We start from the raw sequence: 21,063 nt of genomic DNA on the forward strand, positions 1-21,063 counted from the left end.
CCCTTTCGCGGGGACCGGAACTCCATGATCGACGCGGGCAGTGACGGCGCGCGTGGGCAGGCGCGTGTGGTGAGGGTGCGCGTGTGGTGCGGGTGTGGGGCTGTCAGGGGAGGCGGTTGGTGGTGGTGAGGGTGCGGTACCAGTGGGCGGAGTCTTTCCAGGTGCGCTGCTGGGTGGCGTAGTCGACGTGGATGATGCCGAAGCGGCGGTCGTAGCCGTACGCCCACTCGAAGTTGTCCAGCAGGGACCAGACGAAGTAGCCGCGTACGTCGGCCCCGGCCGCCATCGCCTCGTGCGTGGCGGCGATGTGCCGGCGTAGGTAGTCGACTCGGCGGTCGTCGTGGATCGCGCCGTCGGGGGTGACCACGTCGTCGAAGGCGGCGCCGTTTTCGGTGATCATCAGCGGCAGGTCGGGGTACTCCCGGTGCAGCCGCAGCAGCAGTTCGGTCAGACCGGCCGGCTCGATGTTCCAGCCCATCGCGGTGTACGGGCCGGGCTGCGGCAGGAACTCGACCTGCTCCGAGCCGACCCAGGCCGAGTGCTTCGAGCGGCCGTGCCCGTCCGCGTCCGACTTGGGGGACTGCCCGTCCCAGGCGCGGACCAGGGTGGTCGAGTAGTAGTTGACGCCCAGCACGTCCAGTGGCACGGCGGCGGTCTGCTCGTCGCCGTCGCGCACGAACGACCAGTCGGTGACGGCGGCGGTGTCGGCGAGCAGGTCCGCCGGGTAGGTGCCGTCCAGCATCGGGCCGAGGAACGCCCGGTTGGCCAGCGCGTCGATGCGGCGGGCCGCGTCCACGTCGGCGGCCGAGTCCGAGGCCGGGCGGATCACGTGCAGGTTCAGCGTGACCGACAGCTGCGCCGCCGGGGCCAGCTCGCGGATCACCCGGCCGGCCAGGCCGTGTGCCAGGTTCAGATGGTGTACGGCGGCCAGCGCCCCGGCCGGCTCGGTGCGCCCCGGCGCGTGCACCCCGGAGGCGTAACCGAGGTATGCCGAGCACCACGGTTCGTTGAAGGTGGTCCAGGTGTGCACCCGGTCGCCGAGCGCCCCGACGATCTTCTCCGCGTAGTCGGCGAACCGCGCCGCGGTGTCCCGCGCCGGCCAGCCCCCGGCGTCCTCCAACTCCTGCGGCAGGTCCCAGTGGTAGAGCGTGGCCACCGGCCGGATGCCCAGTTCGAGCAGCCGGTCCACCAGCCGGGAGTAGAAGTCCACCCCGGCCTGGTTGACCGGGCCGGATCCGCCGGGCTGCACCCGCGGCCAGGCGATCGAGAACCGGTACGCGTCGAGCCCGAGCGCGGTCAACTGGTCGAGGTCGTCGGCCCAGCGGTGGTAGTGGTCGGCCGCCACGTCGCCGGTGTCCCCGTTCAGGGTGCGTCCCGGGGTGTGGCTGTAGGTGTCCCAGATCGACGGACCTCGACCATCCTCCCTCGCGGCACCCTCGATCTGGTACGCCGCGGTGGCCGAACCCCAGACGAATCCCTCGGGAAACACGACATCGCTCATGCCGGCACTCCGCTTCGCTGCGTGCCGTCATGAGGCACGGTTGCACTGGATTGATGATTCGCTCGCTGACGCTCGCTCACTTCGCCACCTCCGTGACCTCGCAGCTGTATCCCGACGAGACGCCCGCCACCAGTTCGGCGGTGGCCGTCCCGTCCTGGTGGTGCACCTCGAACTCGGTGCCCGGACCACCGTCGGGCGACGGTATCCGTACCCGGGTCCGTTGCCCGGGGGCCGGGGCGTACCAGCGCAGCCGCACGCCGTCGGCCCACGGGTAGTCGGGCCGGTCGGTGACCGAGCCGAACGGGATGACCGCGCCGGGACGGGCCAGCACCGGCACGGTGTCGAAGCCGTGCTTCTCGCTGACCCAACCCGGGCCGGTGACCTGCGCGCCGGTCATCAGGTTCGTCCAGGTGCCGGCCGGCACGTAGTAGGTGACCTGGCCGTCGGCGCTCATCACCGGTGCGACCAGCAGGTCCGGGCCGAGCATGTACTGCCGGTCCAGGTACGCGGCGGCCGGGTCGTCCGGGAACTCCACGATCATCGGCCGCATCACCGGAATGCCCTCGCGGTGCGCCTCGTCGGCCGCCGCCGCCAGGTACGGCATCAGCGACATCTTGAGCCGGGTGAACCGGCGCAGCACCTCGACCGCCTCGTCGTCGTACGCCCACGGCACCCGGTACGAGCCGGAGCCGTGCAGCCGCGAGTGCGAGGAGAGCAGCCCGAAGGCGATCCAGCGCTTGAACACCGTGGCGTCCGGGGTGCCCTCGAAGCCGCCGATGTCGTGGCTCCAGTAGCCGAAGCCGGAGGCGGCCAGGGATAGCCCGCCGCGCAGCGACTCGGCCATCGCCACGAAGGTGGACTCGCAGTCGCCACCCCAGTGCACCGGGAACTGCTGCCCGCCGGCCGTGGCCGATCGGGCGAAGACCACCGCCTCGCCCCGGCCACGTTCGGTCTCCAGCAGTTCGAAGACGGTCTTGTTGTAGAGGTGGGAGTAGTAGTTGTGCATCCGCTGCGGGTCGGCGCCGTCGTGCCAGACCACGTCGGTGGGGATGCGCTCACCGAAGTCGGTCTTGAAGCAGTCGACGCCTATGTCCAGCAGCACCTTGAGCTTGTCGGCGAACCAGCGGGCGGCGTCCGGGTTGGTGAAGTCGACAAGCGCCATGCCGGCCTGCCACTTGTCCCACTGCCAGATCGACCCGTCCGGGTTGCGGACCAGGTAGCCGGCCTGCCGACCCTCCTCGAACAGGTACGACCGCTGGGCGATGTACGGGTTGATCCAGACGCACACCTTCAGGCCGCGTTCGTGCAACCGGCGGAGCATCCCCTCCGGGTCGGGGAAGGTCGCCGGATCCCAGACGAAGTCGACCCAGTGGAACTGCCGCATCCAGAAGCAGTCGAAGTGGAACACCGACAGCGGCAGGTCGCGTTCGGCCATCCCGTCGATGAACTCGGTGACCGTCTTCTCGTCGTACGAGGTGGTGAACGAGGTGGACAGCCACAACCCGTACGACCAGGCCGGCACCCGGGCCGGGCGACCGGTCAGCGCGGTGTAGCGACGCAGTACGTCCTTCGGGGTGGGGCCGTCGATCACGTGGTAGGTGAGCGACTGTCCCGGCACGCTGAACTGGGTCTGCGAGACCACCTCGGAGCCCACCTCGAACGACACGTGCTCCGGGTGGTCCACGAAGACGCCGTAGCCGGCGCTGCTGAGGTAGAACGGCACGTTCTTGTACGCCTGCTCGCTGGCGGTGCCGCCGTCGGCGTTCCAGATGTCGACGGTCTGCCCGTTCTTGACGTACGCCCCGAACCGCTCGCCCAGCCCGTAGACGGTCTCGCCGACGCCGAGCGCCAGCCGGTCGTGCACGTACTTGCCCCCCTCGGCGTCGGTGACCACGCCGATGCTGCGTTCGGTGGAGGAGGTGACCAGCTTGTCGCCGCGCAGGAAGTCGACCTGCCAGGGCCCGGTCAGCGCGACCCGGACGGTCAGCTCCCCGGTGGTCAACCGGGCGCTGAGCCCGGTGACCTCCACCCGCACCGGATGCCCGCCGTCCTCGGCGAGGGCGAAGCGGGGTTGTTTGGGCAGCCCGCCGCTGTGGTGGCCGACGGTCACCCCGACCACCCCGGGCGCGGGGGAGAAGAACCGGACGGTGACCACCGGCCGGTTGAGGGTGTCCCCCCGCCCGGTGATCTTGCCGATCGGCGCGAAGACGGTGAACGAGCGCTCGTCGGGCTCCACCGATTCCACCGCGCCGGGGCGAAGCACGGTGACGCCGGGACGCAGTTGCCAGTACCCGTCGGTGAACTTCACTTGTCGGCTCCTGCCGTGATGCCGCGCGCGAGGGTGCGCTGGAAGATGAGGAAGAACAGGATCGCCGGAAGCAGGCTGAGCAGTGCCCCGGCGTTGGTGGTGGGGGCGTCCATCAGCCGGTCGCCCTGCAACGAGGCGAGCGCGACCGGGACGGTCTGGGTCGAGTTGTCGATCAGCATCACCAGCGGGATCAGGAACTCGTTCCAGGTCCAGATGAAGAAGAAGACCAACAGCACGGAGATGGTGGGCCGGATGTTGGGCAGCACCACCCGCCACAGGATCCGCCACCTGCCGGCACCGTCGAGCGCGGCGGCCTCCAGCAGCGTACGGGGGAAGGCGCCGAGCACCGAGGCGAGCAGGTAGGTGCCGAAGGCGGCCTGGATGACGGTGAAGATGATGATCACGGCCAGGCGGGTGTTGTAGAGCCCGGCCTCCTTGGCGAAGTGGTACAGCGGGTAGATCAGCGCCTCCTGCGGCAGCATGTTGGCCAGCAGGAAGAGGCCGATGATCCAGAGCCGGCCGCGGACCCGGCCGATGCCGAGGGCGTACGCGCTGAGCAGCGACACCACCACGGCGAGGACGGCCACCGAACCGGAGATGAGGATCGAGTTCCACAGCTTGACCGGGAAGTCGACCTGCTCCCAGTAGGTGCGCAGCCCGGTGGTGTAGAACTCGGTCGGCCAGCTCAGCGGCCCGTTCGTCGAGTAGTCGCCGGGCGACTTGAACGCGTTGAGCAGCATGAACGCGAACGGCACCAGCATGGCCAGCGCGGCGGCGGTGACCAGCACCAGCACGATCCAGCGGGTGGCGCCCCGGTGGTGCCGGTCCGGCGTCCGACGGCGGGCGGGCCGGGGCGGGGTGAGGGTGACGGCCATCTACAGCACTCCGTCCCGTCGCTCGGCGCGGTTCTGCGCCCGGATGAACAGCACCGCCACCACCACGATGATCAGCGTCAGCACCATCGAGATCGCCGATCCGTAGCCGACGTTGAGCCGCTTGAAGAAGGTGAAGTAGGCGAAGTACGACGGCACGTTCGTGGCGTTCTCCGGGCCACCGCGGGTCAGCGCGTAGATCGGGCCGAACACCTTCATCGCCGCGATGGTGCAGGTCAGGCCGACCACGAAGGTCTCCGGCCGGATCTGGGCGAGGGTGATCGCCCGGAACCGCCGGAACCAGCCGGCGCCGTCGATCTCCGCGGCCTCGTACAGTTCGGGGTTGACCCGCTCCAGCGCGGCCATGAAGACCACCACCGGGTAGCCGATCTGCACCCAGATCATCACCGCCATCACCACCGGCAGCGCGGTGCCCGGGTCACCCAGCCAGTCGTGGCTGAGCGCGCCGAGCCCGACCGCGTCCAGCAGCCCGTTGAGGGCGCCGTCGGGTCGCAGGATCCAACCCCAGACGATGCCGGCCACCACCACCGGCAGCACCTGCGGCAGGTAGAACGCGGCCCGCAGGGCGGCGGCGGTACGCGGCCGGAACCGGCGGCCGATGGTGTCGAAGAGCACCGCGGCGAGCAGCAGCCCGACCACGGTCGGTACCACCACCATCGCGACGATCATCGCGATGGTGTTCTTGAACGAGGTCCAGAAGACGTCGTCGGTGAGCAGGTTGCGGTAGTTGTCCAGCCCGATGAAGGTGGGGTCGCCGACCCCGGACCACTTGGTGAGGGACAGGTATCCGGTGTAGACCAGCGGCCCACCGATGACGAGCAGGAACAGCAGCGCACCGGGCAGGAGGTAGAGCCAGTACGCGGCGTCGGAGCGGGACGGCCGACGTTTCGGCCGGGCCGTCGGGGTCGGAGGTGACGCGCCCGCCCGTGGCCGGGCGGCGGTGTCGGGCGAAGCCATGGCAGGTCCTTCCGCGCCGGAGGGCGGGCGTACCGGTGAACCGGTCGCCCGGAACGCCCGCCCCCGGCCGCCGCTCAGTTGCGCTTGATCTCCGCGACGCCGTCCTGGTAGGGCTTGGCGATCGAGTCGAGGACCTGGTCCGGGGTCTTGGACTGGTTGATCAGGCTCTGGAAGCCGGAGACCAGTACGTCGTAGTAGCCGGGCACCGGCCAGTCCGGGTAGAAGGCCAGACCGTCCTGGGAGCTGATGTTGTTGAAGTTCTCGACCAGCCTGCGGTCCTTCTCGTCGCTGATCGTGGCCGGGTCACCGGAGACCGGTACGCCGCCGTTGTTGCCGATCAGCCCCTGGATCTCCGGACGCAGGGTGATGTCGATGAAGTCGTACGCCAGGTTCTTGGCCTTGCTGGTCTCCGGGACCACCCAGAGGTTGCCCGACGAGCCCGCGTGCAGGGTGTTGCCGGGGAACAGGAAGCTGTCCCAGTCGAACTTGATCTCGCTCTTGAAGCGGCCGTACCACCAGCTGCCGGAGACGATCATCGGCGCCTTGCCGGACATGAAGGCGGTACCCATGTCCTCGGCCTTCAGGCTGGCCGAGTCCTTGGCGACGTAACCCTTGCGCACCCACTCGGCGAAGGTCTCCGCGCCGTACCTCATCGGGTCGGCCTTGAAGTCGACCGGGTTGGCGTACAGCTGGTAGTTGTTCACGAAGGCCCGGTCGGCGCGGGAGAGGGCGAGCTGGTAGAAGAGCTGCCCGGCCGGGTACTCGGCGCCGGACATGCCCAGCGGGGTGACGCCCTTGGCGACGAAGGTGTCCATCGCCGCGGTGAACTCGGCCATCGTCGTCGGCACGCTGACGCCGTGCTCGGCGAACAGCTCCTTGTTGAAGTAGACCATCACGTACTCGCCGTAGTTGGGCACGCCGTACCAGTTGCCCGAGCCCATCACGCCGTTGTCGTACCGGGCGGTGGTCTGCAGGCTGGGGCTCAGCGCCTTGTCCCAGCCGCGCTTGGTCGCCTCCTCGGTCAGGTCGGTGAGCAGGCCCTGCGAGGAGAGCAGGCCGGAGGTGGCGTTGCCCTTGTTGTACTCCATGATGTCCGGGCCCTCGGACGAGTTGATGATCATTCCGGCGTTCTGCTGGATCTGCTCGAACGCCTTGCGCTCGAAGCGGACCTCGACGCCCTCGTGCTCTTCCTTGAAGATCTCGATCGCCCGGTCCCAGGCGATGCCCATCGCGCTGTTGGCGCTCTCGTAGTGCCAGAGCTTCAGGACGTTGGCGCTGCTGTCCTCGCTGTCGCCGCCGCCGCAGGCGGCGAGGTTCGTCGCCGTGAGCGCGGCCACCACGGCCGCCACGGCTACTCTGCGGAATCGGTGCATTGCTAGTCTCCCTGACGAGTATCGAGCCGGTACTCCCTCAAGCCCGTCGTCGCGTGGCAGCGCGGCGGCGGGCTGCTTCGGTGCTCGGAACCGCCGGCTGCTCGCCGTCGGCTCCCGTGTTACCTGCGGTGTTGCTCCCCGTACGCGGTGGGCCGCTCGATCCGCGCACCTGTAGCGCGCACGGCAGCAGCTGCTGGTGGATCTCCCCGTTGCCGCCGTCGACGTGGCGCAACAGCGTCTCGATGGCGATCCGGCCGACTGCCGAACCGGGCGAGTTCATCGCGGTCAGCGCGGGCGTGGCCAGCTCGGCCACCTGCGGCGAGGTGACCATCGAGATCACCGAGAGGTCGTCGGGCACGCTCAACCCGCGGCTGCTCAACTCGCCGACGAGGCCGAAGACGGCGCTCTCGTTCATCGCCAGGATCGCGGTCAGGTCCGGCGCCTGCCGCAGCGCGGCGGCCAACGCCGTACGCCCACCGGCCGCGCTGTCCTCGGCCGGGATCATCAGCGGTTCCAGCCCGTGTCGGGTCATCGCGACGGCGAACGCGTCCCGGGTACGCGTCGCCGGGCCGTAGCCCTCGGCGATGGTCTCGGCGGAGTGGTTGACGTAGACGATCCGGCGGTGACCGAGGCCGACCAGGTGCTCGACCGCTTCCTCGACGGTCTGGTCGAAGTCGATGTCCACGTACGACAGGCCGGTGGTGTCGGCGGTACGGCCGATCAGCACCAGTGGCACGCTCAGCTCGCGCAGCACGTCGACCCGAGGATCGTGCAGCTGCACCTCCATCAGCAGCGCGCCGTCGAGCATCCGCTGGCTGGCCAGCCGGCGCAGCTCGTCGAGATCGCCGACGCCGATGGGGGAGAGCACCAGGTGGTAGCCGGCGGTGTTGGCGGCGGCCGCCGCGCCGGTGACGAAGGCGGTCTCGGTGGCGCCCAGACCGCGCTCGTCCATCGGCAGCAGCAGGCCCAGGATCCGGCTGCGCCGGCTGGCCAGCCCGCGGGCCATCGCGTTGGGCTGGTAGTCCAGCTCCGCCATCGCGGCGAGCACCTTGTCCCGGGTGGCCTGGGAGATCGGGCGGGCGCCGGTGAGCACGTACGACACCGTGCTGAGCGAGACCCGGGCCAGGCGCGCGACGTCCTGCATCGTGGCCATCGCAGCACCTCCCGCCGGTGAGCCGGCGGCCGGCCGCCGGCTTGGTCGAAGCGGTTAGTCGAAACGCTTCGACTAACCGGTTCGACGAAGGTAGGTCACGTGTTACAGCCGCGTCAATAGGCAATGACGAACCGACGTCGCGCCGCCCACCCCCACTCGCGCGGGCCTGGGCGGTACGCGGTGTGGACTGCGGATCGATCTTGGACTTCTGGTCGTGGTAATGCCCCTTGAGTTGGCATTTGTCCCGACGGAAAGTCCATGATCGGCGGCGCCGGCCGGGGGGCGCGGGTTAGAGGTCTAGGTTGAACTTCTCCAGGACGGAGGGGGCCACCAGTCCGATCGAGGCCAGCACCGAGATGACGGTCAGCGCGGAGCGGACGTAGACCACCTCGGTGCGCCCGCCGGCCCGCATCGCGATCTTGTCGGGCAGGCTGATCGGCGTCCACATCCGGCGCTTGATCGGGATCGGCCAGAGGATCGGCACGCCGGCCCTGGTGATCATGTCGCCGATGATGTGCACGAAGCTGCCCACCCCGACCGCCAGGCCGATCATCGGGTAGCCCCGGTCGCCGGGCAGGTTGGCGGCGGTGACCACGGCCGCGCCGGCCGAGACCAGGGTGACGATCAGCCAGCCCGCCCGTTCGGCCCACTTGTCGAACAGGCCGCGCAGGGCCAGACCGATCATGAAGAACAGGATGCCGATGACCGCCCACTTGCCGTACGCCGTGCACAGCGCGGTGGTGCCCCAGCCCACCAGCACGGTGAACGGGATGGTGTGCGTCAGCGTCCGGTGGCCGTTGTTGCGTTTCGGATCCCGGCTGAGCTTGGTGGCGTAGTAGACGCCCAGCGAGATCTTCTCCACCACCTCGGCGATGAACAGCGAGAAGACCCCGAAGGTACGGGCCACCGTCGCGCCGCCCCGGTTGCGGGTCACCTTGCCGGACAGGTCGATGTCCGGCAGCAGCGCCGCACCGGCGCAGACGGCCGTGCCCACGGCCAGCGCCAGCGGCGACTGCTCGTAGTCGTAGAACTGCTGCAGCGCCCAGGACCCGCTCAGCCATACCGCCGCGCCGGACAGCGCGTGCGACGGACCCATCATCTCGGCTCGCCCTCCCCAGGGATCTTGAGCGCCAAACTACGCCACTGTAGTTCTCGGCGGCGCCAGGGGATCACCCGGATCGGTCCACAACAGACGGTGCCCGGCGTGTGGCCGGCGGGCCGGGCCGACCACCAGGGAGTATGGCAGCGCGCAGCGACGATCCGGGATGCTGTGTCGGCCATGGGACCGCCCGGGCGGATTCTTCGCGCGGCCGTGGGTACGAGTGGCCGGTGGAACCTCGGCAGGCGGGTCCACCGGGTGGAGTCGGGCCCCGGGTCCGCTAGCCGACAAGCGACGTCACCACCAGCGTTTGCGGGGCGGGCGGACGGTCACGTCGCCGAAGATGACGCGGCAGCGCACCTCGATGACCGGAGCGCCGGGGCTCACCGGGCCGCTCAGCTTCGACTTCTTGTCCCCGAAGACCGCGGAGCCGGTCAGCCGGACCTCGGTGCCCTCCGGTACCACGATGGTGATGCTGCCGAAGATCACATCCGCCTCGATGGTGGTCACCTGCCGGGACAACTGGGCCTCGTGCAACTCGATGCGGCAGTCACCGAAGACGGCGCGGGCGTCGATGCGTTCCGGCACCGACCAGGCGCCCTTGCGCACCTCGCTGCCGAAGACCGCCAGCAGCTTTGCGGCTGCCGGGGCGAGCGCGCCGCCGGGGCGGGCGGGGGCGCGGCCGGGCGCGCCCGGCAGGTCCGTGGTCAGCCGGGCCAGTTCACCGCGGGTCTGCGCGGCATGGGCGGCGCCGGCCCGTTCGGTGTACTCGTCCAGGGTCAGCCGGCCCTCGGCCGTGGCCCTGCCGAGCAGTTGCACGACCTCCTCCCGTTCCCGGTCGGAGACACGCAGCCGGTCAGTGTCGTCATGCCATTGCCCATCCACCTGCCCGAGCCTAGCGGCGGCCCGCTCGCACCCCCGCAACCGGCGGACCCGATCGCCCGCCGACCTCGCCCGGGGTGGGCTGCCGGTCGGCGGGCGGCGGTGTGGGTCAGCAGGCGGCGCCGACGGTGAGTAGGTTGCCGTCGGGGATGGCGATCGGCTGCCGGGGAGCCGGCACCCCGACGGTGGCGCGGCGGGACTGCGCCGGGGCGTGTTCGCGGCGGGCGGTGGCGTACGTCTCGGCGGTCCGGGCGGCGATGGTGGCCCAGCCGTACCGCTGGCCGACCATGCTGCGGGCCTGCCGGGCGACCCGGCGGGCGAAGACCTCGTTGCCGATGAGCTGGCCGACCGCGCCGGCCAGCGCCGACGGGTCGCTGTGCGGGAAGGTCACGCCGGTGACGCCGGGTTCGACGATCTCGGCCAGGCCGCCGGTACGGGCCACCGCCAGCGGCGCCCCGGCCGCCGCCGCCTCCAGCGCCACCATGCCGAACGGCTCGTAGAGACTAGGTACGACGGTCGCGTCGGTGGCGCCGAGCACCGCCGGCAGCTGGGTGTTGTCGAGGAACCCGGCGAAGCGTACGGTGCCGTCGAGCCCGAGCTGGCGGGTCCGTTCCTCCAACTCGCCCCGGTACGGGCCGTCACCGGCGATCAGCACCCGCAGCCCGGGGTGTCGGGCCCGCAGCTGCGGTACGGCGTCCACCAGGTGCTGCACGCCCTTCTCGTAGACCAGCCGGCCGGCGTAGCCGACAAGTGGTCCGTCACCGGCGAACCGGGCCCGGGCCGAGGCGACCGCGCGGGGGCGGGCCCGCCAGGCCCGGTCGTCGACGCCGTTGGCCACCACGTCGACCTGGTCGGCGGGCAACCCGAACAGCGTGGTGACCTGTTCCCGCATGTAGCCGGAGCAGGCGATCAGTCGGGTGGAGGCGCTGCTGAGCCAGTGCTCGACGCCGTGGATGGTGCGGTTCATCTCCGCCGGCAGCCAGCCCTGGTGCCGGCCCGCCTCGGTGGCGTGCATCGTGGTCACCAGCGGCAGGTGCAGGTACTCGGCCAGGGTGATGGCGGTGTGCGCGACCAGCCAGTCGTGGGCGTGGACGACGTCGTAGTCGCCGGTGTCGGCGGCCCGCAGCGCGGCGCGGGTCAGGGTGTGGTTGAACGCCATCGTCCAGGCCAGCAGCGAGTTGGTGGCCAGCGGGAAGGTGACCGGATCCTCGGCGGCGCGCAGCACGCGTACGCCGTCGACGTGCTCCTCCAGCGGCGCGCCGTCGGCGTGCCGGGTGACGACGGTGACCTCGTGGCCGGCGGCGGCCAGCGCCACGGAGAGGGCGTGCACGTGTCGGCCGAGTCCGCCGACGAGGACGGGCGGGTACTCCCAGGACAACATCAGCACCCGCTGCGAACGTACGGGGTTGATGTCGATCACGTCGGCGTTCGGTGACACACGCGCCCCCTTGGAGTTCGTCTCCGCGCGGCCGTCTCCCCGCCCCCCGGTGGGCGGCGCTCGCGTCGCGGCTGGATCACGCCCAATCCTGCTCGCAGCTGGATAACCAGCGGAGACGTAGCCGTTGCGGGGGTGTAAAGCGCAGTACGCGAACGGCTCGCGGGTGGTAGGAGCGAGCCGCTGCGACACCTCCTGCGACAGCCGTAGGAGTGCGGCCGCCGTACCTCCCACAGCTGTCTGATGACCTGCCCCGGCCCGGTTCGTAGGTTCTATCCGGACGGTGCACCCAGGGGCTCATGGGCCGCGTGCCAGCACCGGCGCGTGGCGGCCGAGGTCAGGTGCCTTGGAAGGAGAAGCACGATGCGAACCACGAGGCGATGGTGGGCGAGAGCGGTGGCGGTCGCGATGATCGCGGCCGTGCTGCCCGTGACCCCGGCCACCGCGCAGCCCGCCGCTGCGGAACTGGTCATCACCGACGGCGTGACGCAGCCGGTCTTCGGCTACGCCGACGCGATCCGCGAGCGGATCTTCGTCACCTCCGATGTCGACACCGACGGCGACGGTGCGCTCGACGTCGTGGCGATGGACATCATCCGCCCCAATGCCAGCGACGAGGGCCTGCGGGTACCGGTGGTGATGGACGCCAGCCCCTACTACTCGACGGTGTGCCGGGGCAACGACAGTGAGTGCAAGGCCGACCTGGACGGCGACGGCCTGCTCGACCGGTGGCCGCTGTTCTACGACAACTACTTCGTGCCGCGGGGCTACGCGGTCGTGCTGCTCGACATGATCGGCACCAACAACTCGACCGGCTGCCCGGTCACCGGCGGCAACGCGGACAACCTCAGCGCGCCGACCGCCATCGACTGGTTCAACGGCCGCCGCAAGGGCTTCGACGCCGCCGGCAACGAGGTCGTCGCCGACTGGCACAACGGCAAGACCGGCATGATCGGCAAGTCGTACGACGGCACCCTGGCCAACGCCGCCGCGGCCAACGGCGTCGAGGGCCTGGCCACCATCGTGCCGATCTCGGCCATCTCCAGCTGGTACGACTACTCGCGCAGCAACGGCCTGGTGACCCGGGCCAACAACTACTCGGGCAGCCTGGCCAACACCGTCACCAACCCGAACCGCCGGGCGTACTGCGCCCCGGTGCGGACCCAGCTCGGTCAGGGCGGCGACGACGTCACCGGCGACTACAGCGACTTCTGGGCGGAGCGGGACTACGTGCCGCACGCGGACCAGGTACGGGCCAGCGTCTTCCTGGTGCACGGCATCAACGACGACAACGTGCGGGCCGACCACTTCAGCAAGTGGTGGTACGCCCTGGCCGAGCAGAACGTGCCGCGCAAGCTGTGGCTGACCGGTACCGGGCACATCGATCCGTTCGACTTCCGCCGCGCGGAGTGGGTGGACACCCTGCACCGCTGGTTCGACTTCTGGCTGCAGGGCATCGACAACGGGATCATGGCCGAGCCGATGGTCGACGTCGAGCGGCTGCCGGACGTCTGGGAGACGCACGCCGACTGGCCGCTGCCGGGCACCCAGCCGACCCAGGTGTTCCTGCGCGCCGGCACCGACGGCGGCCCGGGTGGGCTGTCGGTGCGGTCCGGCCCCGGCAACCGGTCGGCCACCTTCACCGACACGCCGACGATGAGCCAGGCCAACGCGATCCGGCACCCGTCGGACCCGCAGGCCAACAAGGACAACCGGCTGGTCTTCCTCTCCGCGCCGCTGACCGCGCCGCTGCACATCTCCGGCACGCCGATCGTCCGGATCAAGGCGTCGGTCGACGGTACGGACACCAGCTTCGCCGGGCTGCTCGTGGACTACGGCACCCGGGAGCGGTTCAGCACCGTCGGCGACGGCATCCGGACCCTCACCACCGAGGACTGCTGGGGTGAGCGGGCCGACTTCGGTGGGTACGCGGAGGAGGCCTGCTACCGGCAGGTCGCCAAGACCGTGGCGAGCAACCCGCAGGAACTGGTCACCAAGGGCATCGTCGACGGGCTGAACCTGGACTCGCTGTCGGTGTCCACGCCGCTGGTGCCCGGCCAGAAGTACGCGGTCGACGTGCCGCTGATGCCGGAGGACTACGTCTTCGAGGCCGGCCACCAGATCGGTGTGGTGCTGCTCGGTTCGTACTCCGGTTACAGCAGCCGGGCCAAGCAGACCCGGGCGGAGATCACCGTGCACTTCGACAGCACCCGGATCACCCTGCCGGTCGTGGGTGGCCGCCAGGCCGCCGTCGCGGCGGGCCTGGGCTGAGCCGGTCGGTGGGGCACCCGGGTCGGGTGCCCCACCGGTCCACCGGCGCGGGGCCGGACCGGACCGGGCGCTACCGGCGGGCGCGCAGCAGCTCCGCGACCGACCAGGCCTGGAAGGGACAGCCGGTGGCGGTGTACGGGGCCGACCCGTCGGCGGTCTCGCTGACCGAACCGAGGCCGTACTCGGTGAGGTGCGCCTCCAACCCGACGAACAGCTCGTCGACGGGCAGGCCGGCCCGCCGGGTGGCGTCGGCGTACGGGCCGATCAGCCACGGCCAGACGGTGCCCTGGTGGTATGCGCTGTCCCGCTCGGCCGGCCCGCCCCGGTGCCGCCCGGTGAAGCCGGGGCACTCGGGGGAGAGGCTGCGCGGTCCCAGCGGGGTGAGCAGCCCGGCGCCGACCAGGCCGAGTGCCCGGGGCTCCGGCTCCAGCGGCGCGTTCGGCAACGACCAGGCCAGCAACTGGTTGGGGCGCAGCAGGTCGTCGTCGTGGTGGGCCGCGCCACCGAGGGGGTACGCCGGTGCGGGCGCGTCGACCACGTCGTGCAGCCAGCCGGCCGGGGTGGGGAAGCGGTCGCGGAACGACTTGACCGCCCGTTCGTGCAGCCGGTGCAGCCCGTCGGCGTCCTGCCCGGCCAGCTCCGCGAGTTCCGCGACCCCGGCCACCCCGTTGATCCACAGGGCGTTGACCTCGACCGGCTTGCCGTGTCGAGGGGTGACCGGTACCCCGTACACCCGGGCGTCCATCCAGGTCAGCGCGGCCCCCGGGGCGCCGGAGGTGAGCAGGCCGTCGGCCGGGTCGACGACGATGCCGTACCGGGTGCCGTGCTGGTGGGCGTCGATCACCGTGCAGAGCGCCGGCAGTAGTTCGTCGCCGAGGTCGGTGTCGCCGGTGACGGTGACGTGCCGGCTGACCGCGTGCAGGAACCACAGCGTGCCGTCGACCGTGTTGTACTCGACCCGGCCGGTGTCGGCGGTGTTGGCCAGCATCCCCTCCGACAGCGTCGCCGCGTACGAGCGCAGCAGCTCCCGGCCCGTCTCGGCGCGGCCGGTACGCAGGAACAACCCCTCGTAGGAGATCATCGTGTCCCGCGACCAGGCGCCGAACCACGGGTAGCCGGCGACCACGTCCGGCCCGCTCGGGGTCCGCACCACGAACGCGTCGGCGGCCAGCGTCAGGGTCGCCTCGACCGCGTCGGCCGGCTTGGCCGCCGCCACCACCGCCCGGTTGCGCTGCCGGGCCGCCGCCACCACCCGCGGTCCGGGTGGTGGCTCCTGCTCCAGGTCGCCCGCCCAGGCCAGCACCGACACGGTGTCGCCGGGGTGGCGCAGGGTGTCGCGGAACTGGCCCGCGTACCAGAGGTCCTCCTCCGGGTGCAGGCCGCGCGCCGCCTCCTCGCGGTGGTAGACGCCCCGCCACCAGTGGCCCTGCGGCGTCCAACCGGGCCCGGACAGCCGGTACGCGCCCTCGACCACCGCGCCGCCGTCGACCGGGTCCATCCGCAGCGGCGGCCCGTCGGCGCGGCGCTCGCCGTGCGCGTCGCGCCAGGTGCAGGCGGCGGCGAGTTCCAGTTCGACCGGGCCCCCGCTGACCAGCCGGTGCACCACCGCCACGCAGGAGCGGCCGTGGACGGTGGCCAGCTCCCGCTCGATCACCACGTCACCGATCCGCCACCGCCAGCGCGGCAGGCCGTCGACCAGATCGAAGCGCTCCAGCAGTTCGAAGCCGCGCGGGTCGACGTCGCCGGAGAGCCACTCGTGCGCGCCGAGGCGGATCCGGGCGCCGGAGGGCAGCAGCACCGCCGGGTCGAGGCTGACCAGTCCCACTTTCCGGGAGGCCGGGGTTTCTCCCGGCACCACCAGCAGCCCGTGGTAGCGGCGGGTACGCAATCCGGCGACGGTGCCCATGGCGTACCCGCCGAGACCGTCGGGCACCAGCCATTCGCGGCCGGCGGCGCTGCTCAGCTCGCCGCAGACCTGGGAACCGAAGCGAATCTCGATCAACTTTCCTCCACCGGCGGCGAGGTGTAACACGACACGACGACAATGGCCGCTGTGGTGAAGTACCGCAGTGGCGTCGAAGATGTAAAGGTGATCATTGACGGTTCGCCCTCCGCCCCGGCACCCGACGCCGAGCGAGTCCGGCTCGCCCAGGCCGATGCTGGCGAGCAGGACTGGCGCGCATGGGGTCCCTATCTGTCCGAGCGGGCGTGGGGGACGGTACGGGAGGACTACAGCGAACACGGCACGGCGTGGGACTACTTCCCCCACGACCACGCGCGATCCCGAGCCTACCGGTGGTCCGAAGATGGTATGGCGGGCGTGTGTGACGACCGACAGACGTTCTGCTTCGCTCTCGCCCTGTGGAACGGCCGCGATCCGATCATCAAGGAGCGGATGTTCGGCCTCGGCGGGGACGGCGGCAACCACGGCGAGGACGTCAAGGACTACTGGTGGTACGAGGACTCCACGCCCACCCACTCGTGGATGCGCTGGCGCTACCACTACCCGCAGGCCGCCTTCCCGTACGACGAGCTGGTCGCGGTCAACGGGCTGCGCGGCCGGGACGACACCGAGTACGAGCTGGTCGACACCGGCATCTTCGACGACGACCGGTACTGGGCGGTCACCGTCGACTACGCCAAGGCCACCCCGACGGACCTGTGCATCGTGGTGACCGTGGCCAACCGGGGTGACCGGGCGGACCAGCTGCACGTGCTGCCGCACCTGTGGTTCCGCAACACCTGGGCCTGGGGGCTGCCCGGCGCGGACCGGGTGCCGCAGCTGGTCGGGCAGGGCACCCGGCTGGTCGGCGAGCACTGGGTGCTCGGGCAGGTCGTGCTCGAGGGTGACGGTGACCCGACGCCGCTGCTCTGCGACAACGACACCAACGCCGAGCGGCTGTGGGGGCTGCCGAGCCGCACCCCGTACCCGAAGGACGGCATCAACGACCACGTGGTCTCCGGGGCGGAGACGGTCAACCCGGAGCTGACCGGTACCAAGGGTGCGCTGCACTACGTGCTGGACGTGCCGGCCGGTGGGCAGCGGCAGATCCGGTTGCGGCTGACCCGTACCGCCCCGCCGCCGGGTGACGGCGACCCGCCCCCGGCCGACCTGGGCGACGGGTTCGACGCGGTGGTGTGGGCGCGGCGGGCCGAGGCGAACCGGTTCTTCGCCGGGGTGATCCCGGAGGCGGCCAGCGCCGACGAGGCGTTGATCGCCCGGCAGGCCATCGCCGGGCTGATGTGGGGCAAGCAGTTCTACCACTTCGACGTCAAGCGGTGGTTGGCCGGCGATCCGGGTTCGTCGCCGCCGGCCGGGCGCCGGCACGGACGCAACAGCGCCTGGTGGCACATGACCAGCTTCGACGTGATCTCCATGCCGGATCCGTGGGAGTACCCGTGGTACGCGGCCTGGGATCTGGCCTTCCACTGCGTCAGCATCGCCCGGGTCGACCCCGGCTTCGCCAAGGAACAGCTGCTGCTCCTGCTGCGCGAGTGGTACCTGCACCCCAACGGACAGATCCCGGCGTACGAGTGGGCGTTCGGTGACGTCAACCCGCCGGTGCACGCCTGGGCGGCGCTGAAGGTCTTCGAGATCGACGGCAGCCGGGACCACGACTTCCTGGCCCGGATGATGCACAAGCTGCTGATGAACTTCACCTGGTGGGTCAACCGCAAGGACACCGGCGGCAACAACGTCTTCGAGGGCGGCTTCCTCGGGCTGGACAACGTCGGCCCGTTCGACCGGTCGGCGGCGCTGCCGGTGGCCGGGGTGCTGGAGCAGTCCGACGGCACCGGCTGGATGGCGATGTACGCGCTCAACCTGCTGGACATCGCCATCGTGCTGGCCGAGCACGACCGGACCTGGGTGGACACCGCGACGAAGTTCTTCGAGCACTTCGCCTACATCGCGGCGGCCGCGTACGACCAGGGGTTGTGGGACTCCGAGGACGCGTTCTTCTACGACGTGCTGCGGCTGGCCGACGGCACGAAGGTGCCGCTGAAGGTGCGTTCGGTGGTCGGGCTGCTGCCGCTGGCCGCGGTGACCCGGCTGCCCGCGCGTACCCTGCACCGGCTGCCCGAACTGGGTGCCCGGCTGCGTTGGTTCCTCACCAACCGCCCCGAGTACGCCTCGGTGATTGGGGGTCGGCGGATCGGCCCGGACGGCCGCCAGCAGCGACTGCTGTCCATGTGTGGTCCGGAGCAGGTGGTCCGGCTGCTCGCCCGGATGCTGGACACCGACGAGTTCCTCTCCGAGTACGGCCTGCGTACGCTCTCCCGCGCCCACCTGGACAAGCCGTTCGCGGTCACCCTCGGCGGCCAGGAGTTCTGCGTCGGTTACGAGCCGGCCGAGTCGACAAGTGGCCTGTTCGGCGGCAACTCCAACTGGCGCGGCCCGATCTGGATGCCGACGAACTTCCTGCTGATCAGCGCGTTGCGCGACTACGCGGCGTTCTTCGGCGACGACCTGCAGGTGGAGTACCCGACCCGGTCGGGGGTGAAGAAGACCCTGGACGAGATCGCCGACGACCTCTCCGCCCGGCTGATCGCGCTGTTCACCCGGGACGGTTGGGGGCGGCGGCCGATCTACGGCGCGGCGCAGCTGTTCCAGACCCACCCGGACTGGCGGGATCTGATCGCGTTCCCCGAGTACTTCCACGGTGACAACGGTGCCGGCCTCGGTGCCTGGCACCAGACCGGCTGGACCGCCCTGGTCGCCGACCTGATCCTCACCCTGCGCCGCTAATCCGGGTGGGTGGGTTTTGCACCATGCCCCGGCGGCTGGGTCGGGACCGGCTGTGGCGCTTCGCCGTGACGGCGCGGTGTCGAGCACGCCTGGACACCGCCGTTACAGCGGAACCGAGTAGATCACATCCCGGTCCGGGGCGGACAGTCGCCAATCCGTCGCCGGAGGGTCACGCTGGGTCGCGCACGGCTACCATCGGCTGCGTGTTGGGCACAGACGACCCGGACACCGGGCGAGACGGAGACGCGATCGTCAGCACCGCCTGGCAGTTGGCCGAGGCCGAGGGCTGGGCAGCGGTGACCGCCCGCCGGTTGGCCGAACACGCCGCCGTCGATCTCGGCGCACTCTACGAGCGCTTCGCCGACCGGGACGCGGTGGTCGCCGCAGTCGCGGTGCGCGGCTTCGCCGACCTGGCCACCGCGCTGACCGCCGCGCGTACGGCCGCCAGCACCCCAGCTCAGGCGTGGCCCGCAGTGATGGCGGCCTACCTGGATTTCGCGTACGCCAATCCCGAGGTGTACGACGCGATGTTCGCGCACACCCCCGACCTGACCCTGGGTGCCGAACAGGCTCCCGAGACGGTCGCGGCGACCTTCGGTGAACTCCGCGCCGCCCTGACCCCGCTGTCCGCCGGCCGAGACCCGGACACCCTGGCCGAACTCGGCTGGAGCCTCCTGCACGGCATGGTGATGCTCACCCGCGGCGGTCGCCTCCGCCCCGAAGCCCAGGACGAACGCGAATCCCTCCTGACCCACCCCCTCTTCCCCGCTTCCTGACCCCACCCTCCCCACCCCCGCCGATCATGCAGTCCTGGTCGCCCGTATGCCCCGCTTTGCGGGTAATGCGGAGTCAGGAAGTGCATGATCGACGACGTGGACGCTCATCGGGCGTCGGTGGTGGCGGAGTTGGAGCGGGTCGGGTTCCGTCGGTTGCGCTCCCGAACGGCCTTCACCCCCGCGTAGCACCACTGCCGCCGCATCGGGCGGTGTCCGCGCCGCAATCTTGGACAGTTTCCGTTAGCTGCTCGCGGAAACTGTCCAAGATTGACAATGGAAGTGGCGGGCGGGTTATCGGGTCGTCGTGGGGCGGGCGGTTTTCTAGAGTCACCGGGTGACTGCTGACGAGATGGTGGTCGAGCCGGGCCGGTTGCTCGTCTTCGACGCCGACGACACGCTCTGGGAGAACAATGTCGTCTTCGAGCGGGTGATCGAGGACTTCCTCGCCTGGCTGGACCATCCCACCCTGGACCAGGTGCAGATCCGGGCCGTGCTCGACGACATCGAGCGGGCCAACGCGGTCGCCCACGGGTACGGCAGCAAGATCTTCCTGCGGAGCCTGCGCGAGTGCCTGGAACGGCTGCGGCAGCGGCCGGCCACCGAGGCGGAACGCCGTGAGATCGACGAGCTGGCGGTGGCGCTGCTGACCCACCGGATCGAGCTGATGCCCGGGGTGGCCGACGCGCTCGACGAGTTGGCCGATCGGCACGAGTTGTTGTTGCTGACCAAGGGGGAACGCGAGGAGCAGCAGCGCAAGCTGGACGCCTGCGGGCTGCTGCACCACTTCACCGCGGCACACATCGTGCCGGAGAAGGACGTCGGGACGTACCGTTGGCTGGCCCGGGAACACGCGGTCGACCCGGCCCGGGCCTGGATGATCGGCAACTCGCCGCGGTCGGACATCCTGCCCGCCCGTGCCGCGGGTTGGCGGGCGGTGTTCATCCCGAACGCCAACACCTGGGTGTTGGAACACGACGAGCTGGATCCGACCGACGCGGGTGTGCTGCGGCTGAGCGCCTTTCCGGACCTGCTCCGCCACTTCTGAACCGAGGTACGGTCCGATCTTGATCAGCGCCGGTGGCCGGCCGGGTGTTACACCCACCTGCCGGTTTTTGATCCTGTTGGTAATCCTCCGTTCCGGCGCGCGCCGGCTGTTGTCTGCCCGCCGTCGCGCGCCTAGCCTCGCCTTCGGCGTCGCGATTCGCCGGGGTGGGTTGCGACGTCGGAGTTCGGTGTGGGGCACCGTGGAGCTGAGTGCGGGCGGGCCGGCTACCGTGCTGGGGCTGGTCGACACGCCGCGCCAGCACTTGGCCCGGTCCGCTGCCACGCCGAACTCGGGGGTCAGGGCCGGGGCGTGCGGGCCCGGTCCTGACCCGTTCCGATCCTCAGGTGACCTCGCCGCGGACGATGGCGATCGCGACCCGACAGAACTCGTCCATGTCAGGTTGGAAGCCGGCGGCGATGTCGGGGTGCAGCCCCGCCCGGGTCTCGTCGAGCAGCCGCTGGCACACCTGCTCCACCGGCTCACCGGCGTAGCCGTCCCGGACCCGGTCGGCGGCCACCTGTAACGCCGAGGTCAGCTGTTCCTCCAGCGGCCCGCGTAGCTTCTCCTGCACCGGGTCGCGGGGTTCCAGCGTGACATGTGGCTCCGACATCGGCGCTCCCTTC

At 70.7% G+C, this 21,063-nt stretch carries 15 protein-coding genes; 4 read left to right on the forward strand and 11 right to left on the reverse strand.

Annotated features, from left to right (window positions below):
• Positions 1–103: 103 nt before the first annotated feature.
• The 9 genes from D2L64_RS06385 to D2L64_RS06425 form a co-directional block, all read right to left on the reverse strand.
• A complete protein-coding gene (locus D2L64_RS06385; RefSeq protein WP_119573771.1) occupies positions 104–1,501 on the reverse strand; it encodes a GH1 family beta-glucosidase in 1,398 nt (465 codons plus the stop codon).
• A 76-nt stretch (positions 1,502–1,577) separates the two neighbouring features.
• Positions 1,578–3,809: an alpha-xylosidase gene (gene yicI / locus D2L64_RS06390; RefSeq protein WP_119573772.1), complete on the reverse strand. Its 2,232-nt coding sequence runs from the start codon at positions 3,807–3,809 to the stop codon at positions 1,578–1,580.
• On the reverse strand, positions 3,806–4,684 hold the full coding sequence (locus D2L64_RS06395) for a carbohydrate ABC transporter permease (protein WP_119573773.1): 879 nt from the start codon (positions 4,682–4,684) through the stop codon (positions 3,806–3,808). The genes yicI and D2L64_RS06395 overlap by 4 nt, the downstream gene beginning before the upstream one ends.
• Positions 4,685–5,659: a carbohydrate ABC transporter permease gene (locus tag D2L64_RS06400; RefSeq protein WP_119573774.1), complete on the reverse strand. Its 975-nt coding sequence runs from the start codon at positions 5,657–5,659 to the stop codon at positions 4,685–4,687.
• A 74-nt stretch (positions 5,660–5,733) separates the two neighbouring features.
• Positions 5,734–7,032: an ABC transporter substrate-binding protein gene (locus D2L64_RS06405; RefSeq protein WP_119573775.1), complete on the reverse strand. Its 1,299-nt coding sequence runs from the start codon at positions 7,030–7,032 to the stop codon at positions 5,734–5,736.
• A 37-nt stretch (positions 7,033–7,069) separates the two neighbouring features.
• Entirely contained in the window at positions 7,070–8,185 is a 1,116-nt protein-coding gene (locus D2L64_RS06410) for a LacI family DNA-binding transcriptional regulator (RefSeq protein WP_119573776.1), read from the reverse strand.
• A 289-nt stretch (positions 8,186–8,474) separates the two neighbouring features.
• On the reverse strand, positions 8,475–9,284 hold the full coding sequence (locus D2L64_RS06415; protein WP_119573777.1) for a metal-dependent hydrolase: 810 nt from the start codon (positions 9,282–9,284) through the stop codon (positions 8,475–8,477).
• A 297-nt stretch (positions 9,285–9,581) separates the two neighbouring features.
• The gene (locus D2L64_RS06420; protein ID WP_158603465.1) at positions 9,582–10,169 is read right to left on the reverse strand and encodes a DUF1707 SHOCT-like domain-containing protein; all 588 of its coding nucleotides are present in this window, start codon (positions 10,167–10,169) and stop codon (positions 9,582–9,584) included.
• Between the two features lie 106 nt (positions 10,170–10,275).
• Positions 10,276–11,604: a glycosyltransferase family 4 protein gene (locus D2L64_RS06425; RefSeq protein WP_119573779.1), complete on the reverse strand. Its 1,329-nt coding sequence runs from the start codon at positions 11,602–11,604 to the stop codon at positions 10,276–10,278.
• A 360-nt stretch (positions 11,605–11,964) separates the two neighbouring features.
• On the opposite strand from D2L64_RS06425, the gene D2L64_RS06430 reads away from it, so the two are divergent.
• Positions 11,965–13,872: a Xaa-Pro dipeptidyl-peptidase gene (locus tag D2L64_RS06430; RefSeq protein ID WP_119573780.1), complete on the forward strand. Its 1,908-nt coding sequence runs from the start codon at positions 11,965–11,967 to the stop codon at positions 13,870–13,872.
• Positions 13,873–13,942: 70 nt separating this feature from the next.
• Here D2L64_RS06430 and D2L64_RS06435 read toward each other — a convergent pair whose 3' ends face one another.
• Positions 13,943–15,874, reverse strand: a complete 1,932-nt coding sequence (locus D2L64_RS06435) for an amylo-alpha-1,6-glucosidase (protein ID WP_119573781.1) — start codon at positions 15,872–15,874, stop codon at positions 13,943–13,945.
• Between the two features lie 42 nt (positions 15,875–15,916).
• Here D2L64_RS06435 and D2L64_RS06440 point away from each other — a divergent pair, with 42 nt between their 5' ends.
• The 3 genes from D2L64_RS06440 (at position 15,917) to D2L64_RS06450 (ending at position 20,440) form a co-directional block, all read left to right on the forward strand.
• Positions 15,917–18,619 (forward strand): MGH1-like glycoside hydrolase domain-containing protein, encoded by a 2,703-nt coding sequence (locus D2L64_RS06440; protein ID WP_119573782.1) that lies wholly within the window; start codon positions 15,917–15,919, stop codon positions 18,617–18,619.
• A gap of 203 nt (positions 18,620–18,822) precedes the next feature.
• The gene (locus tag D2L64_RS06445; protein ID WP_233558801.1) at positions 18,823–19,395 is read left to right on the forward strand and encodes a TetR/AcrR family transcriptional regulator; all 573 of its coding nucleotides are present in this window, start codon (positions 18,823–18,825) and stop codon (positions 19,393–19,395) included.
• 349 nt (positions 19,396–19,744) lie between these two features.
• The gene (locus D2L64_RS06450) at positions 19,745–20,440 is read left to right on the forward strand and encodes an HAD family hydrolase (protein ID WP_119573783.1); all 696 of its coding nucleotides are present in this window, start codon (positions 19,745–19,747) and stop codon (positions 20,438–20,440) included.
• A gap of 340 nt (positions 20,441–20,780) precedes the next feature.
• On the opposite strand, the gene D2L64_RS06455 is transcribed toward D2L64_RS06450, so the two are convergent.
• Positions 20,781–21,050 carry a hypothetical protein gene (locus D2L64_RS06455; protein ID WP_119573784.1) on the reverse strand — a complete coding sequence of 90 codons (270 nt, stop codon included), beginning with the start codon at positions 21,048–21,050 and terminating at the stop codon, positions 20,781–20,783.
• Positions 21,051–21,063: the final 13 nt, after the last annotated feature.

This window comes from Micromonospora radicis (assembly GCF_003583405.1).
Lineage (GTDB): Bacteria > Actinomycetota > Actinomycetes > Mycobacteriales > Micromonosporaceae > Micromonospora > Micromonospora radicis.